This window comes from Starkeya sp. ORNL1 (assembly GCF_012971745.1).
In the GTDB taxonomy this organism is placed as follows: domain Bacteria; phylum Pseudomonadota; class Alphaproteobacteria; order Rhizobiales; family Xanthobacteraceae; genus Ancylobacter.
On sequence record NZ_CP048834.1, the window covers coordinates 6,048,740 to 6,064,550 of the forward strand.

Genomic DNA, 15,811 nt, shown 5'->3' on the forward strand with positions numbered 1-15,811 from the left:
TTATCGCTTCGAGGTGACGAGCCGCCAGGCGTTCCCGGCGATGCCGGCGCCGGCCAGGAGGACGAGGATGAGGCCGAGGACGGACGCATTGACCGCCACCGTCACCAGGCAGGTCAGCCAGAGGCCCACGCTGGAGACGACGCAGACGATACCGAGGTCGATATCGCCGGCCTTGTCCGTATCCTCCGGGCGGCGCGTGGTCGCGGCCGGGTGTCGAACGGGCGTGTGCATGAGCCATCTCCGTTGACGGGGACCATAGCACGCATGACGCGCTGCGATATCCTCGTCGGGCGAGGAGCACCGTTGCAGGGATAGCAACGGTGGCGGCGGGCTCCAGCCGTCATCCCGGCCGGAGGCGAAGCCGGAGAGCCGGGATCGCGCGAGGCTGCCGATCAACACCTTCCTACGATCCCGGATCGGCCTTCGGCCGTCCGGGATGACGAGATGTGAGTCTTTACGCCGCCGCCTTCGCTTCCTTCCGCCGCGCGTGGAGGATGAACTCGGTGTAGCCATTGGGCTGGGTGCGGCCCTCGAAGACCAGGTCACGCGCCGCCTTGAAGGCGACGCCGTCATAGGACGGCGCCATCGGCCGGTAGGCGATATCGCCGGCATTCTGCTGATCGACCACCCTGGCCATGCGGCGCAGCGTCTCCTCGACCTGCTCGGCGCTGACAATGCCGTGCAGCAGCCAGTTGGCGACGTGCTGCGAGGAGATGCGTAGCGTGGCGCGATCCTCCATCAGCCCGACATCATGGATGTCCGGCACCTTGGAACAGCCGACCCCCTGGTCGATCCAGCGCACCACATAGCCGAGGATGCCCTGGAGGTTGTTGTCGAGTTCCTCCTGCACCGCCGCCGGCTCCCAATTGCCGCGGTCGAGCACGGGAATCGTCAACAGGTCGCGGCGCGAGGCCGGCTGGCGATGGCGCAGTTCAGCCTGGCGGGCGAACACGTCGACCGCATGGTAGTGCAGCGCGTGCAGCGTCGCCGCGGTGGGCGAGGGCACCCAGGCGGTGTTGGCGCCGGCCAGCGGGTGGGCGATCTTCTGCGTCAGCATGTCGGCCATGCGGTCCGGCATCGCCCACATGCCCTTGCCGATCTGGCCGTGACCGTCGAGATGGGTCTTCAGCCCGGCATCGACGTTGGCATCCTCATAGGCCTTGATCCAGGCTTGGGCCCGCATCTCGTTCTTGCGCACCATCGGGCCGGCCTCGATCGAGGTGTGGATCTCGTCGCCGGTGCGGTCGAGGAAGCCGGTATTGATGAACACCACCCGCTCGCGGGCGGCATGGATCGCCGCGGTGAGATTGGCGCTGGTGCGGCGCTCCTCGTCCATGATGCCGATCTTCAGCGTGCTAGGTGCCATGCCGAGCAGGCTCTCGACGCGGGCGAACAGTTCGACGGCGAAGGCGACTTCCTCGGGGCCGTGCATCTTCGGCTTGACGATATAGACCGAGCCGGTGCGGCTGTTGCGGATCGGACCCGAGGCCTTCAGGTCATGCAGCGCGATCAGCGAGGTCACCGCGGCATCGAGCAAGGCTTCCGGGATCGGCTGGCTATTCGCATCGAGCACGGCGTCGGTCATCATGTGGTGGCCGACATTGCGCACCAGCAGCAGGCTGCGGCCGTGCAAGGTCAGCGTACCGCCGTCCGGCGCGGTGTAGACGCGGTCTTCCGCCAGATGGCGCTCGACGCTCTTGCCGCCCTTGTCGAAATGCGCGGACAGGGTGCCCTTCATCAGGCCAAGCCAGTTGCGATAGACCGCGACCTTGTCCTCGGCATCGACGGCGGCGACGCTGTCCTCGCAATCGACGATGGTGGTCACCGCAGCCTCGACGACGATGTCGGCGATGCCGGCGGCGTCATCGGCGCCGATGCGGTGATTGCGATCGATGACGATCTCGACATGCAGGCCGTGATTGACCAGCAGCACCGCCGAGGGTGCCAGCTCCGCACCACGATGGCCGGCGAAGCGGGTGGGATCGGCAAGCGTGGTGACGGCGCCGTTCTTCAGCGTGATTTCCAGCGCGCTGTTCTTCACGCGATAGGCCGCGGCATCGGCGTGGGAGCCCTTGGCCAGCGGCGCCGCCTCGTCGAGGAAGGCACGGGCGCGGGCGATGACGCGGTTGGCGCGGATCGGATTGAAGGCTCCGGCGCGGGCCGCGCCGCCATCCTCCGGCAGCGCATCGGTGCCGTAGAGCGCATCGTAAAGACTGCCCCAGCGGGCATTGGCGGCGTTCAGCGCGTAGCGGGCATTGGTCACCGGCACGACCAATTGCGGGCCTGGAATGCGCGCCAGTTCGTCATCGACCTGTTCGGTCGTCACCTCGAAGGCCGGCGGCTCGGGGAGCAGATAGCCGATCTCGGCGAGGAACACCTCATAGGCGGCGGGTTCGACCGGCTTGCCCTTCTGGGTGCGATGCCACTTGTCGATGGCGGCCTGCAACTCGTCGCGGCGTGCCAGCAGTGTGGCGTTGCGCGGGGCGAAGTCCGCCACCAGGGCGGCGAAGCCTGCCCAGAAAGCGGCTGGCGCAAGCCCGGTGCCGACGATCGCTTCGTCATTGACGAAGTCGAGGAGCGCTGAATCGATTTTCAGACCGGCCATATCCACACGGCTCATTCCATATCCCCCACGCCAAGGCGCGACAAAACAGCCCAAGTGCTGCTTGCAGCATAGATATGGTGCGGCGCAAGAGTGAAACTGCATTCTGAATGCATTTTCTGCGCATGCCTCCCATTCGGGTTGGGCATGGCAGAGCTATGCCGCGGTCATTCCCCGGTCAGCTCGCGATTGCGGCGGCTGACCTCTTCGCCATAGCGCCGGATGGCGTGGGCCTCGCTCAATATGCCGATGAGGCGGCGGCTCTCGCGGTCGGCCACCACGGCGACGGTCTCGCTCTCGGCCTCGTCGAACAGAGCGAGCGCGTCGCGGATGGTGGTGCCGGGCAGCAGCATGCGCTCGGCATCGCGCAGCAGCGCTCGCACAGTGGCCGGCGGCTCGTCCTGATAGAGCAAGGCCGGCGGTACCATGCCGGCATAGGAACCGTCCGCCTCGACCGCGACCAGATAATTGGTCGAACCCGGCGGGTATTTCCGCCGCGCCTCGGCGACCTCGAGATCGGCTTCGACCTGCGGCACTTCGAGGCGCATCAGCGAGCCGACGGTAAGCTCGCGCAGCCAGCCGATGTCGTGCGCGCTGCGGATGTTCTCGCCGCGCAGATGGAAGCGCCAGGTCGCGAAGGAGAAGCCGAACAGCCGGCGCGTGACCAGCGACGCCGCACCCGCCGCGCCGAGCACCGCGAGCGTCAGCTTGAGATCGCTGGTCATCTCCAGCGCGAGCAGCGTCATGGTCATCGGGCCGCCGACGATGGACACCGCGAGCGCGCTCATGCCGACCAGCGCATAGAGCGTGGGGTCGGCGGTGTGCCCCCACGGCAGGAAGGCAAGACCGCAGGCGAACAATCGCCCGGCCAGTACGCCGAGCAGCAGCGAGGCGAAGAACAGGCCGCCGCGAAAGCCGGAGCCGATGGAGACCGAGGAGGCGAGCGCCTTGGCGAGCAGGAGCAGGGCGATCTGCGGCAGGCTCTGCTCCACCGCGAGATACATATGCACGGCACCATGGCCGGCCGAGAACACCGCCGGTGAGAACAGCGCCAGCGCGCCGACCCCCAGGCCGCCAATGGCCGGGCGCAGGAAGACCGGTACACCCGAGCGGCGGAATCCTGCCTCGATCAGGGTGGCGCCGCGCATGACGGCGATGCCGGCCAGGCCGCAGAATATGCCGAGGAGGATGAGCGAAGGCAGGTCCGCCGCGCCGACGCCGGCGACCACCGGCGGGGTGGCGGCCATCAGCGAGGGGTCGAGCATGCGCCTTGTCACCGTCGCGGTGAAGGTCGCTGCCATCACCGGCACGAAGGCGGCAATGGAATAGCTGCCGAGGATCAGCTCGAAGGCGTAGAAGGCGCCGGTCAGCGGGGCGTCGAAAGCCGCGCCGATAGCGCCGCCGGCAGCGCAGCCGACCAGCAGCCGCAGGTCGGCGCGGCGCAGATGGAACAGCATGCCGATGCGCGAGGCGAACCCGCTCGCCGCCTGGGTGTAGCCGGCCTCCAGCCCCACCGAGGCGCCGACGCCGCTCGACACCGCGGTCTGCACCGCGACGATGAGGCTGTCGGTGAGCGACATGCGCCCGCCATGCAGCGCATTGGCCTCGATCGGGTCGACCGGCTGGCTGCGCTTTCGGAAGATCAGCCAGGAGGCGATGCCGAACGCCAGCCCGCCGAGTATCGGGCCAAGCAGTGTCAGCGTGGGGGCAATGTCCGGGGTGACGGAGAGATGCTGGCCGGCGGGGATGCGGAAGATCAGCTCGTGCAGCGTCTGCGTCATCCAGCCCATGGCCAGCACGCAAAGACCGGCGAAGACGCCGATGAGCGAGGCCAGCAGCACGAAGCCGACCTCGCTTGCGCGCACCAGCGCGCGCAAGCCATGCGCACCGTCGGGCGGCGGCTCAGGCGCGCCGGCATCCGGGCCGGCCGGAGTGTCGGAGCTGGCCACGGTCTGCTCGCCCGATCTGTCGCGGTGCGCGTGACTTCTCACGCGCGCCGCGGGCTGGCAAGCCGTTGCGAAGCGTCAGCTCTTTCGATGATGCAGCACGCGGCCGATCAGGTTCAGCAGCAGCTGTGCGGCGAGGATCGAGGTGACGCCGGCCGGGTCGTATTCGCGCGCCACCTCGACCAGATCGATGCCGACGACAGTACCGCGCCTGGTGAGGCCGTCCAGCAGCTCCAGCACCTCGTAATAGGCGAAGCCGCCATGGCTTGGCGTGCCGGTGCCCGGCGCGATCGATGGGTCGAAGCCGTCAATATCGATGGTGACGTAATAGCGCGCGCCGGCAGGGATGCGCTTCAGCACGGCTTCAGTCCCCAGCTTGCGGATCTGGCGCACGCTGAGGATGTCGCTGCCCATGGCGCGCGCCGCCTCATAGCCCTCGCGAGCGGTGGAGGAGACGTTGCGGATGCCGAGCTGGGTCAGCCCCGTCACATAGGGTCGCTCGGCGGCACGGCGCAGCGGGCTGCCATGGCCGTTACGCACGCCATGGCGCTCGTCGACGAAATCGAGATGGGCGTCGAACTGCACGATATGGATCGGCGCCTCCTCGGAGAAGGCGGCGACACAGGGGATGTTGATGGAATGGTCGCCGCCCAGCACCACGGGCAGCGCGCCGGCCTTGAGGATCTTGCGCACCGCGAACTCGATATTGTCGTGGCTGCGCGCGGTGTCGGTATGGATCATGTCGGCATCGCCGATATCGACGATGCGGGTCTTGTCGGCCGGCAGATAGACGACGTCGTCCTCATGGTCATAGGCGCCGGCATGGCCGAAGGCGAACAGCGTCGAGGCTTCGCGGATGGCCCGCGGGCCCGAGCGCGCGCCGGAGCGCCATTGCGTGCCGAGATCGAACGGCGCGCCGACGATGGCGACATCGGCCTCGATGCGATCCCAGTCGAGCTGTAGCGGATACTTGCCGAAGGTGCAGATGCCGACGAAGGGCAGGTCCAGCCGGCCACTCTCATAACCATGGCTCATGCTGCGGCTCCTTTCGCCTTCTCGACCGCGCCGGCGAGCACGCAGAGCAGCTCGAACATGATGGTGGCGCCGGTCAGCGCGGTGAGGCCGGACGGATCGAAGGGCGGGGCGACCTCGACGAGATCGGCGCCGATCAGGTTTAGGCCGTCGAGCCGGCGCACCATCTGCTGCGCCTCGCGCGTGGAGAAGCCGCCGATCTCCGGCGTGCCGGTGCCGGGCGCCTGCGAGGGGTCGATGCCGTCAATGTCGAAGGTGACATAGGTCGGCTGATCGCCGACAATCGCGCGCGCTTCGTCCATCACGTCCTTCACGCCGCGCTCGACGAACTCCTCGATGAAGATCATCCGCACGCCGCAGGCTTTGGCGAAGTCGTAATTGTCGGCGTCGGAGATGGCACCGCGCAGGCCGATCTGCACGAAGCGCCTGGGATCGATCAGCCCTTCCTCGATGGCGCGGCGGAACGGCGTGCCGTGATTGTAGCGGCTGTGGCCGAAGAAGCTGTCATAGGTGTCGGAATGGGCGTCGAACTGGATCAGCCCGACCGGCCCGTCGCCGGCGAGGCCGCGCAGGATCGGCAGGGTGACCAGATGGTCGCCGCCAGCCGAGAGCGGGCGCGCGCCGGCCGCCTTCACTTGCGTATAGTAGCCGGAGATCAGGTCCAGCGTGCGCATCAGGTCGATCGGGTCGATCGGCACGTCGCCGCAATCGGCGACGCGGGCGCGGTCATAGGGCGAAACGCCGGTGACATGGTGCACGCGGCGCATCAGGCTCGACTGGTTGCGCAGTTCGCGCGGGCCATGGCGGGTGCCGGCGCGGTTGGTGACACCGCCGTCGAACGGCACGCCGAGCATGGCGATGTCGACCTCGGCGGGTGTCGCCAGCGGCAGGCGCATGAAGGTCGGAATGCCGGCGAAGCGCGGCACGCTACCGGAATCGACGGGTTCGAAACGCGTGGACATTTTGTTGTTTTCCTTTTGTCATTACGGAACCACGTCATCCTGAGGTGCCGCGAAGCGGCCTCGAAGGATGTTCGCCTCCTGTGGCCGCCTCCTGCTTCAGCATCCTTCGAGGCTCGCTATTCGCTCGCACCTCAGGATGACGTCGTCGGTGAGGGCTAAAGCCCGAACTCCTTGCGGACCGCCTTGGCGATCAGCGCGACGTGGTCGGTCATGATCCAGCCGCCCTTCTCGGCGGTGGAACCTCTAGCGTCGGCGAGCACGCCCGAGGGCGGCAGGCCGTAATCCCTAGGCACCGGGAAGCGGTCATAGGTCGGGAACTTGGCCGGCCCGTCGGAGGGCACCTTGTCCATCTCGACCAGCTCGGGCTTCAAGAGCAGCATGAGCGAGGTCTCGAGCAGGCTGGCGTGCTCCAGTTCGGTGCCGGGGAAGCCGTCGGGGAACAGCCGGTCGAGCGTCGCGCGCTCGACGAAGTCCCAATACTCGAGGCGCATCACCTCCATGTCGGTGATGCCGTCGCGGCGCAGTTCGCGCAGGCCAAGATCGAGGCCTTCGACCGAAGGCCAGGAATTCTCGAAATGGCCGTTCAACACCACGAGCCGGCGCACGCCGTGATGGCCGAGGCCGCGAATGACGTCGCGCACCACCAGCGAGAAGGTGTTGGCATCAAGGCTCAGCGTGCCGGGGAACGCCTCGCCGCCGCCCGAGCGCGGCATCGACTTGTAGCCATAGGGGATCGTGGGAGCGACAAGGCCGCCGACCTCGCGCGCCACGCGCTCGCACACACCGGTCGGCAACACGACATCGACGTTCAAGGGCAGATGCGGGCCGTGCTGCTCGGTGGTGCCGAGCGGCAGGAACACCGGCGCGCCGCTCGCGACCTTCTCGGCGAATTGCGGCCAGCTCAGTTCGGCCAGATAGACGCTGTCGACCATGTTTTGCCCCTCGTTGTCTCAGTGCATCTTTTTCAGTGCATGCCCGCGCCGCCGTCGACACTGATGCATTGGCCGGTGATGAAGCCCGTCGCGCGGCTCGCCAGGAACAGCACCGCCTCGGCGATCTCTTCCGGCTTGCCGATGCGGCCGAGCGGGTTGGTGGTCTCCAGCGCCTGCTGCGCCGCGTTCATCGCTGCGAAGTTGAGCAGCGGGGTGTCGACCGGCCCCGGCGCCACCGCATTGACCAGCACGCGCGGCGCCAACTCGCGCGCCCAGGAGCGGGTCAGTGAGATGATGGCGCCCTTGGTGGCGCAGTAACCGGAGGCGCCGGCGCGGCCGAGATAGGCCAGCTCAGAGGCGGTGTTGATGATGCGGCCGTGCTCGCCGAAATGGCGCAACGCCTCGCGGGCGACGAGGATGGTGCCGCGCACATTGACCGCGACCATGCGGTCGAAGGCATCAAGGTCGAACGACGAGAGCGGACTCTCGAGATCGATGCCGGCGCAATTCACGACGACATCGAGCCCGCCGAGATGGGCGGACGCGGCCTCCATGGCGCGCACCACCTCGGCTTCCTGCGTGAGGTCGGCAGCGACCATGTGCCAGTCCCCATTGCCGGGGCGCAGATCGAGGCCGACAACGCGGGCGCCGGCGGCGGCGAGGCGCGCGGCGCAGGCGCGGCCGATGCCGCTCGCCGCGCCCGTCACCACGATGCGCAGATCCTTGTGGGGGTCATTCACCACGGAAATTCTCCACGATCGACGCCGAGGCTCTGGCCGGTGATGTTGCTGGCCAGGTCGGAGGCGAGGAACAGATAGGTGCCGGCGACGTCGTCCGGATCCATGAAGCCGGGCAGGATCTGCGCGGCGACGATGTCGCCCAGCAAGGCGTCCGGCTCGACGCTCTGACGCTCGGCCATGACGTTCAGCGAGCGTAGCGAAGCCTCGGTGCGCACCCAGCCGGGGCACACCGCATTCACATTGATGCCGCGCGGGCCGAGCTCCTTGGCCCAGGTCTTGGTGAGGCCGATGACCGCGTGCTTGGAGGCGACATAGGCGCCGAACAGCGCCTCCGAGCCGCGCGACCACACCGAGGCGGTATTGACGATGCGCCCGCCGAGCGGGATGCGCGGCAGCATGGCGCGGGTGGCGAGGAAGGTGCCGACCACATTGATCTCGACCACGCGCCGGAACGTTGTCTCGTTGGCGGCGCCGCCGTCGTCGAGCGGCGTTATCAGCTCCAATCCGGCATTGTTAACTAGCACATGCAACTGCGGGATGGCCTCCGCGACCGCGGCGAGCTGGTCGGCCTTGGTTATGTCGGCCTGGTAGCCCTTCGCGCCGAGCCGTTCGGCGACTTCGACGATGTCCTCATTGTCGGCCAGCATGTGCAGGTCGGCGCCCGCGGCGGCGAAGGCGCGGGCGATGCCGAGGCCGATGCCTCGGCTCGAGCCAGTGACGAGGACGGTGCGTCCGGACAGGCCACCGAGTTTCATGCTGCGCTCCCGGCATAAGTGCGCACGAGGTGCAGCACCTCGTTGCGCAAGGCGAAGAAATCGGCGCCGTCGCGCATCTCCAGCGTGCGTTCCTCGCCGAGGCGGGCGCGCACATCGATATCGGCCATGATGCGAGCCGGGCGCGGCGAGAACACCACGACGCGGTCGGCAAGGAACACGGCTTCCTCGACATCGTGGGTGACGAACACCACGGTCTTGGCGTCACGGCGCTGGATGCGGCGCAGCTCGGTCTGCAATTGCTCGCGTCGCAGCGCGTCGAGCGCGCCGAACGGTTCGTCCATCAGCAGCACGTCGGAGCCACAGGCGAGCGTGCGAGCGATGGCGATGCGTTGGCGCATGCCGCCAGAGACCTGGTTCGGGTAGGCGTTGGAAAATTCATAAAGCCCGACCAGATCGAGATAATGATCGCGGCGGGCGAGCTTCTCTTCCTCGGACAGATCCTTGCGGTAGTGCATGCCGAAGGCGACGTTCTCGGCCACCGTCAGCCAGGGGAAGGACGAATAGGACTGGAACACCATGCCGCGGCGACGGTCCGGCCCGCCGACAGCCTTGCCCTGCAGGCGGATCTCGCCGGTGCTCGGGGTGTCGAGACCGCCGACCATGCGCATCAGCGTGGTCTTGCCGCAGCCGGAGGGGCCGAGGAAGACCACGAACTCCTTGTCCTGCACGGCGAGATCGAAGGGCGTCGCGACCACTTCCACCGCGCCGAAGCGCTTGGTGACATGGACGAATTCGAGATGGGCGGCCATGGCGTCGCTCCTCACAGATAGCGGAAGGCGCGCCGGTGGAGGAGGCGCAGGAGCTGGTCGGTGAGAAGGCCGATCAGGCCGATGAGGACGACGCCGGCCATGACTTCCGGCGTCTTCATGTAGCGGCGCGCGGTCCAGATGACGAAGCCGAGCCCCGAGCTCGCCGCGACGATCTCGGCAATGATCAGATAGGTCCAGCACCAGCCCAGCGTGATGCGCAGATTGTCGACGAGGCCGGGCAGCATGGCGCGGAAGGCGACATCCTTCAGGACCTGCCAGGGCTTGGCGCCGATGGTGTAGGCGATCTCGATATATTCGTGCGGCACCCGGCGCATGTCGTCGGCCACCAGCAGCACCAGCTGGAAAAAGGTGCCGAGCCAGAGCAGGAAGATCTTGGTCTCCTCGCCGACGCCGAACCAGATGATCGACAGCGGCACCAGGGCCGGCACCGGGAGATAGCGGATGAAGTCGATCACCGGCTCGATGGCAGCGCCGAACGCCCGGTAGCCCGACATCAGCATGCCGATCGGGATCGCCATCACCGCCGCGAGCAGGAACGCGGCCCAGACCCGGAGGATCGAGACGCCGGCGTGCCAGGCGAGGTTCTGCTCGGCGAACATCCGCCGCATCGCGTCGAGCACGGCGCTCGGTGCGGGGAAGAACAGCGGATTGGTAAGGCCGGCGCGGGCGACGACCTCCCAGACCGCGAGCAGCAGCAGGCTCGCGCCAACCGCGATGGCGCCGCTGACGAAGGGCGGCAGCGGCGCTCGCAGCCGGAACAGGTCGCCGATCCGGAAGCTGGTGGTGGCGTGAGTATCTGCCGGCGCCGCCATTTGCCCAACGGCGCCGGCAGAGGCATCGCGACCGAGGGGGGCGGTTCCGGCCGCGACTTCCGTCATCTGATGCTCCCGGGCGGGTTCGGTCAATTGGCCATCGCTCACTTGCTGGCTGCGACAGCCGCCATTACCGACGGGTCGATCTGCTGGGCGGCGACGAGCTTGTTGTCGGCGGCGCCGTTTTCGAGGTTCAGCGCCATGACGGTGTCGAAGATGCCGTAGAGCGTGCCGGGCTTGGCGGGCGTGCCGATCAGCGCGCTCGCGTCCTCCAGGCTGGTATAGACCAGCGAAGTGTCGAGGATGTCCTTCACCTCGGCTTCGCTCAGATTGTAGTGCGGCGCCGCCAGCTTGATGAAGTCGGCCGGGTTGCTCTTGTAATAGGCAACTGCCTTGTAGATGCCCTTCAGGAAGTTCTGGTACTTCTTCGGATTGGCCTTGAGATCATCCTGGCGGGCGGTGATGACGTCGATGATGATGTCGCTGTCCTTGGAGGACAGCAGCAGCTTCGGCTTGCGCGCGGCATGCGCAGTGAGCGCCTGCGACATGAAGGGCTCGTAGCTCGCCACCGCGGCGACCGAGGAATCCGCGAACACCGCCACGGTATCGGCGGTGGCGATCTCCTTGATGTCGAGGTCCTTCAAGGTCAGCCCCTTCTGCTTCAAAGCGAGCTGGAGCAAGAGTCGGGCCGGGATGTTGGGCTCGGCGGCAATGGTCTTGCCCTTGAGGTCGGCGACGCTGGCGATCGAACCGTCGGCGATCACGCCGTCACCGCCGAGCGACCTGTCGATGGTGCCGATGATGATGCCGGGGGTCGAGGCATCGCGCGGGCGACCCTGGTGCTCGCCGACGGTGCGCATGTCGACATCGATGTCGCCGCGGGCGAAGGCAGCCATGACGTTGGCGCGGTCGTCCTCGAACTTCATGTCGACGGTGAGCCCCATCTCCTTGAAGTAGCCGAGGTCGGAGGCGACCAGCACCGGGGCGAAGCCGGGCCAGGTCGGGGCCAGCACGCGGATGGTGTCGGCGGCGTTGGCGGGGCCGGCCGCGAGAAGGCCGAGCACGGCGAGGGCGGAGAGATTGATTCTGGCGTTCATTGGCGACGCTCCTTTGGAAGGCGACGCATGCTCCCGCAATTTCACATGCAGGAAAATTGCTTTTAATGAATGCTTACATCGGTAATCTTCGATGTCCGCATTTTCGGAGCCAATCCCATGCGCCGCCTCGACAATATAGACCTGCGGCTGCTGCGCGTCTTCGTCGTGCTGGCGGAGGAGGGCGGCTTCCACGATGCGCAGATCGCGCTGAACCTCACCCAGTCGACGCTCTCGACCCATCTGGCGGCGCTGGAGCGAAAGCTTGGCAGCCAGCTGTGCGAGCGCGGCCGTGGTGGCTTCCGGCTGACGCCGTTCGGCGAGTCCACCTTCGCCGCGGCCAAGCAGCTGTTCGACGACATCGACGCCTTCCAGGGCCGCATCGGCCGCGATCAGCGCCGGCTGGTCGGGCGGCTCAGGGTCGGCATTGTCGACGGCGTCGTCACCAGCCCACAGCTCGGGCTGCAGACCGCGCTGTCGCGCTACACCGCCTATGCCTCGGAGGTGTTCGTCGATCTCGAGCTCGGCACGCCGCTGGCGCTGGAACGCTCATTGATGGACGGCGCCCGGGATATCGTGGTCGGGCCGTTCTCGCAGAAGGTGCCGGGCATCTCCTACATCCCGCTCTATCGCGAGCCGCAGGCGCTCTATTGCGGGCGCGGCAATCCGCTCTATGAGCTGCCGGGGCGCGAGATCAACCATCAGCGTATCGAGGAGGCGCTGTTCTCGGTGCGCGGCTATCGCCACCTCGACGACCTCTACCGGGTCAATCATCCGCGTGCCAGCGCCTCGGTGGTGCACATGGAGGCGCAGGTGATGATGATCCTGTCCGGCCGCTTCATCGGCTATCTGCCGCGCCATATTGGCGAAGATTGGGTGCGGCGGGAGCAGATGCGGGTGCTGCGGCCGGAGAGCTACGGCTTCGAATCCGCGCATTTCGTCGCGACGCGGCGGCTGAAGGGCGAACAGCCGCTGGTCGATGCGTTCATCCATGAACTGAAAGTGCAGGCGCAGCCGGAACGTGCACGGCTACCGCTGCCGGCGCAGGCGCCGGTGTGAGGGGACTTGGTGCCTTTTCAACCGACGTCATCCCGGACGGCCGTCAGGCCGATCCGGGATCGCGCAAACATCTGGAAGCGATCCCGGCTCTTCGCTTCGCTGCGGCCGGGATGACGGCTAATTGCCGGCCCGAAACAGCTCCAGCACCGACGACAACCTATCCGTCGCAAGATCGACCTCGCCGAAATCGCCGCCCGAGGGGAGATATCCGACCACATAAAGCCCGCCGGCGCGTGCGGAGGTTACCCCGGAACGGCTGTCCTCCACCGCCACCACCTCGCCCGGTTGGAGGCTGAGCTTCCGGCAGGCGGCGAGGTAGGGTTCAGGATCGGGCTTGCCGACCGTCACATCGTCGAAGCTCAGCGAGAACTCGATGATGTCCTCGATGCCGAGCGACTTGATATTGGCGTCGACCACGCGGCGCGCCGAATTGGAGACGCACACCTGGCGGACGCCGAGCCCGGCAAGTGCGCGCATGGTGGCGACCGCCTCGGGAATGGCGACCAGCCGTTCATAGTGGCCGACATAATGATCGTTGATTGCCTCGTGCCAGTCCGCCTCGATGATGTCGGCCGGCAAGCGCGGGGTGAGCAGCTTCCACACATCGCCGACATGGATGCCGCGGAACGCCTGGTCCGGCAGGTCGGAGAGGTCGACGTCCCAATTGTGGCCGGCGGCCAGCAGCGCCTCATGGTGCAGCGGCTCGCTGTCGACCAGCGTGCCGTCAATGTCCCAGGCAACGGCGCGGAAGCGGGGTAGGTTCACGGCAAATCCCTCAGCCGGCGATAGAGCTCGCGGAAGCGCCGGTAGCCGGCACCGTAGACTTCTGCGTTGCGCGGATCGGGCTGCACCTGCTCGCTATATGCGACGAAGCGCGCAATGCCCGGCCAATCGGCGAGGCCGACGCCGACCGCCGCGGTCCAGGCGGCGCCGAGCGAGGAGCCGGGATGGCCGTTGAGCCGCTGCACCGGGCGTTGCAGCACATCGGCGACGATCTGCATCCATACCCGGCTGTGCGAACCACCATCGGAGACGAAGAAGTGGTTCGTGGCGTGGCCCATATCGTTCAGCACCTCGATATGGTGGGCGATGGCATAGGCATAGCCCTCCAGCAGCGCGCGCCAGAGATGGCCGATATCGTGCGAGAGCGTCAGCCCGTCGATGACGCCGCGCGCCTGCGGATCATGGATCGGCGTCTTCTCGCCGAGCAGATAGGGCAGGAAGACGAGGTCATCGGCACCCGCCGGTTTCGCCGCCGCGAGACGGTCGAGATGCTGGTGGATGCTGATGCACTCGCGTTCGGCAGCCGCGGCCTCGCCACCGGCGAAGGTGCGCACGAACCAGTTCAGCCCGGAGCCGCCGGTGGACATACAGCCATTGGGCATGAACAGGCCAGGGACGAGGTGATAATCGAGATAGAGCCGGGGATCGGGCCGCACCCGGTCGGTGGCGGTGAGCACATCGATAGCGCCGCCGAACTTCAGCAGCACATCGCCGGCCTTGGTGACGCCGGCACCGAGTGCCGAGGCGATCATGTCGGCGGCACCACCAACCACCGGGGTTCCGACATTGAGCCCGGTCGCGGCGGCGGCCTCGGGTGTGACGTGGCCGATCACCTCGTGCGAGGCTGCCTTGCGAGGCACCGCACTGCGAGGGATGCCGGCCCAGGCCACGAGTTCGTCGTCGATCTCGTGGCGGGCGACATCGACGAACCCGGCCTCCAGCGCCCAGTTTTGCTCGACCGCGCGCTCGCCGGTGAGCTTCCAGTTCACATAGTCATAGGAGCCGAGCACGGTGGCGATGCGGGCGAAGACGTCCGGCTCGTGTCGGGCGATCCAGCGCAGCTTGGCGGTGACCAGTTGCTGGTTAATGCCGTTGCCCGCCTTGGCGATGAATTCGGCCTCGTCCTTCTCGGCGCGCAGTTCGCCGACCTCGACGCCGCAGCGCCCATCGCTCTGCTGGATGGAGGGACGCAGCACGGCGCCGTCTTGATCCAGCAGCACCACGGCCGGAAGCATGCCGGTGACGCCGATGGCGGCGATCTCGCTTGGCTCGATACCCGACGTCGCGATCAGTTCAGCCGTGATGGCGCGAACGTTCGCCCACCACTCGGCCGGATCCTCTTCGGCCCAGCCGGCATGAGGCGAGGAGAGCGTCACCGGCCGCGACGCGACACCCAGCACCTCACCGGGGAGCCGGACGAGGAGGCCGATGGTCGAGGTGGTGCCGATATCGAGGCCGAGGACGCAGGGCATGGAGGTTCAGCCGGTTCAGCGCAGCTTGTTCACGACGTCCATGAAGCGGGCGACGCGGCCGGCATCGACCGCATTCCAGGTGTTGCCGTCGACCTTGAAATGGGTGCCGATGACGACGCCGCTCGCCAGCGAGAGGATGTCGCGCACATTGTCGATGTTCACGCCGGTATTGGCGAACACCGGCACGTCCTTCACCGTCTCGGCCACGCTGCGCAGATGCGACTGGTCGGCCGGCTGGCCGGTCAGCGGGCCGGACACCAGTATGGCGTCGGCGAGCGAGGAAAACACCGCGCTCCTGGCGCGCAGCTCGATCGGGCGCTGGTCGAGCGAATGGGCGAACTCGGCATTGATGTTGAACAACAGCTTCATGTCGTCACGGCCAAGATTGTGGCGCAGCCGCGCGGCCTCGGCGCAGTTCGGCTCCCACAGGCCCATGTCGGAGGCGAACAGGCCGGTGAAGATCTCGCGCACGAAGCTGGCGCCCGTCACCGCGCCGATGGCGACACTGGCCTGCGGATCCCACAGATAGTTCACGCCGAATGGCACCTTGAGCGAGGGCTTCACCGCCTGGACGATCGCGGACATCGCCGCGACGCCCTCGGGCGCGGCCTTGAAGACGTAGGGCCGGTCGTTCTCGTTGCCGAACATGATGGCGTCGACGCCGCCGGCCTGGAGCTTCTCGATGTCCGCCAGCACGCCCTCGACCAGCTTGTCGAGGCCGCCATCGGCATCATAGAGCGGGGCGCCGGGCAGGGCGCCGATATGGGCCATGGCGATGACGACCTTCTTCTTGTCGCCGAAGCACTCGAAAACCATCGTGGACACTCCTTG

At 67.2% G+C, this 15,811-nt stretch carries 15 protein-coding genes; 1 reads left to right on the forward strand and 14 read right to left on the reverse strand.

What is annotated here, in order from left to right:
* The 11 genes from G3545_RS28430 to G3545_RS28480 form a co-directional block, all read right to left on the reverse strand.
* Positions 1-231 (reverse strand): hypothetical protein, encoded by a 231-nt coding sequence (locus tag G3545_RS28430; protein WP_170017641.1) that lies wholly within the window; start codon positions 229-231, stop codon positions 1-3.
* Between the two features lie 223 nt (positions 232-454).
* Entirely contained in the window at positions 455-2,620 is a 2,166-nt protein-coding gene (locus G3545_RS28435; protein WP_170017642.1) for a malate synthase G, read from the reverse strand.
* A gap of 149 nt (positions 2,621-2,769) precedes the next feature.
* Complete coding sequence (locus G3545_RS28440) at positions 2,770-4,551, reverse strand: chloride channel protein (protein ID WP_246702606.1); 1,782 nt, start codon at positions 4,549-4,551, stop codon at positions 2,770-2,772.
* A gap of 75 nt (positions 4,552-4,626) precedes the next feature.
* Complete coding sequence (speB, locus tag G3545_RS28445) at positions 4,627-5,583, reverse strand: agmatinase (protein ID WP_170017643.1); 957 nt, start codon at positions 5,581-5,583, stop codon at positions 4,627-4,629.
* A complete protein-coding gene (gene speB / locus G3545_RS28450) occupies positions 5,580-6,542 on the reverse strand; it encodes an agmatinase (RefSeq protein ID WP_170017644.1) in 963 nt (320 codons plus the stop codon). Before speB (G3545_RS28450) ends, speB (G3545_RS28445) begins: the two co-directional genes overlap by 4 nt.
* Positions 6,543-6,697: 155 nt before the next feature.
* On the reverse strand, positions 6,698-7,474 hold the full coding sequence (locus tag G3545_RS28455) for a creatininase (RefSeq protein ID WP_170017645.1): 777 nt from the start codon (positions 7,472-7,474) through the stop codon (positions 6,698-6,700).
* 32 nt (positions 7,475-7,506) lie between these two features.
* The gene (locus tag G3545_RS28460; RefSeq protein WP_246702607.1) at positions 7,507-8,217 is read right to left on the reverse strand and encodes an SDR family oxidoreductase; all 711 of its coding nucleotides are present in this window, start codon (positions 8,215-8,217) and stop codon (positions 7,507-7,509) included.
* Entirely contained in the window at positions 8,211-8,969 is a 759-nt protein-coding gene (locus G3545_RS28465; RefSeq protein WP_170017646.1) for an SDR family oxidoreductase, read from the reverse strand. Before G3545_RS28465 ends, G3545_RS28460 begins: the two co-directional genes overlap by 7 nt.
* Positions 8,966-9,739 (reverse strand): ABC transporter ATP-binding protein, encoded by a 774-nt coding sequence (locus tag G3545_RS28470; RefSeq protein ID WP_170017647.1) that lies wholly within the window; start codon positions 9,737-9,739, stop codon positions 8,966-8,968. Before G3545_RS28470 ends, G3545_RS28465 begins: the two co-directional genes overlap by 4 nt.
* 11 nt (positions 9,740-9,750) lie before the next feature.
* Positions 9,751-10,638 (reverse strand): ABC transporter permease, encoded by an 888-nt coding sequence (locus G3545_RS28475; protein ID WP_246702608.1) that lies wholly within the window; start codon positions 10,636-10,638, stop codon positions 9,751-9,753.
* A 38-nt stretch (positions 10,639-10,676) separates the two neighbouring features.
* Positions 10,677-11,669: an ABC transporter substrate-binding protein gene (locus tag G3545_RS28480; protein WP_170017648.1), complete on the reverse strand. Its 993-nt coding sequence runs from the start codon at positions 11,667-11,669 to the stop codon at positions 10,677-10,679.
* Positions 11,670-11,786: 117 nt separating this feature from the next.
* Between G3545_RS28480 and G3545_RS28485 the strand changes: the two genes are divergently transcribed.
* Positions 11,787-12,725, forward strand: coding sequence for a LysR family transcriptional regulator (locus G3545_RS28485; RefSeq protein ID WP_170017649.1), 939 nt, complete (start codon positions 11,787-11,789; stop codon positions 12,723-12,725).
* 117 nt (positions 12,726-12,842) lie between these two features.
* Here G3545_RS28485 and G3545_RS28490 read toward each other — a convergent pair whose 3' ends face one another.
* Genes G3545_RS28490 through G3545_RS28500 form a run of 3 tightly spaced genes read right to left on the reverse strand, consistent with a single transcriptional unit; the run spans position 12,843 to position 15,796 of the window.
* A complete protein-coding gene (locus G3545_RS28490; protein ID WP_170017650.1) occupies positions 12,843-13,490 on the reverse strand; it encodes an HAD family phosphatase in 648 nt (215 codons plus the stop codon).
* A complete protein-coding gene (locus tag G3545_RS28495) occupies positions 13,487-14,980 on the reverse strand; it encodes an FGGY-family carbohydrate kinase (RefSeq protein ID WP_170017651.1) in 1,494 nt (497 codons plus the stop codon). Before G3545_RS28495 ends, G3545_RS28490 begins: the two co-directional genes overlap by 4 nt.
* A 15-nt stretch (positions 14,981-14,995) precedes the next feature.
* Positions 14,996-15,796, reverse strand: coding sequence for a BtpA/SgcQ family protein (locus G3545_RS28500; protein WP_170017652.1), 801 nt, complete (start codon positions 15,794-15,796; stop codon positions 14,996-14,998).
* Positions 15,797-15,811 lie beyond the last annotated feature (15 nt).

Excerpts from the sequence above, each read along its gene's own strand:
- G3545_RS28430 (WP_170017641.1), bottom strand. The coding sequence starts at position 231 with ATGCACACGCCCGTTCGACACCCGGCCGCGACCACGCGCCGCCCGGAG.
- G3545_RS28435 (WP_170017642.1), bottom strand. The coding sequence starts at position 2,620 with ATGAGCCGTGTGGATATGGCCGGTCTGAAAATCGATTCAGCGCTCCTC.
- speB (WP_170017643.1), bottom strand. The coding sequence starts at position 5,583 with ATGAGCCATGGTTATGAGAGTGGCCGGCTGGACCTGCCCTTCGTCGGC.
- speB (WP_170017644.1), bottom strand. The coding sequence starts at position 6,542 with ATGTCCACGCGTTTCGAACCCGTCGATTCCGGTAGCGTGCCGCGCTTC.
- G3545_RS28455 (WP_170017645.1), bottom strand. The coding sequence starts at position 7,474 with ATGGTCGACAGCGTCTATCTGGCCGAACTGAGCTGGCCGCAATTCGCC.
- G3545_RS28465 (WP_170017646.1), bottom strand. The coding sequence starts at position 8,969 with ATGAAACTCGGTGGCCTGTCCGGACGCACCGTCCTCGTCACTGGCTCG.
- G3545_RS28470 (WP_170017647.1), bottom strand. The coding sequence starts at position 9,739 with ATGGCCGCCCATCTCGAATTCGTCCATGTCACCAAGCGCTTCGGCGCG.
- G3545_RS28475 (WP_246702608.1), bottom strand. The coding sequence starts at position 10,638 with ATGACGGAAGTCGCGGCCGGAACCGCCCCCCTCGGTCGCGATGCCTCT.
- G3545_RS28480 (WP_170017648.1), bottom strand. The coding sequence starts at position 11,669 with ATGAACGCCAGAATCAATCTCTCCGCCCTCGCCGTGCTCGGCCTTCTC.
- G3545_RS28485 (WP_170017649.1), top strand. The coding sequence starts at position 11,787 with ATGCGCCGCCTCGACAATATAGACCTGCGGCTGCTGCGCGTCTTCGTC.
- G3545_RS28495 (WP_170017651.1), bottom strand. The coding sequence starts at position 14,980 with ATGCCCTGCGTCCTCGGCCTCGATATCGGCACCACCTCGACCATCGGC.
- G3545_RS28500 (WP_170017652.1), bottom strand. The coding sequence starts at position 15,796 with ATGGTTTTCGAGTGCTTCGGCGACAAGAAGAAGGTCGTCATCGCCATG.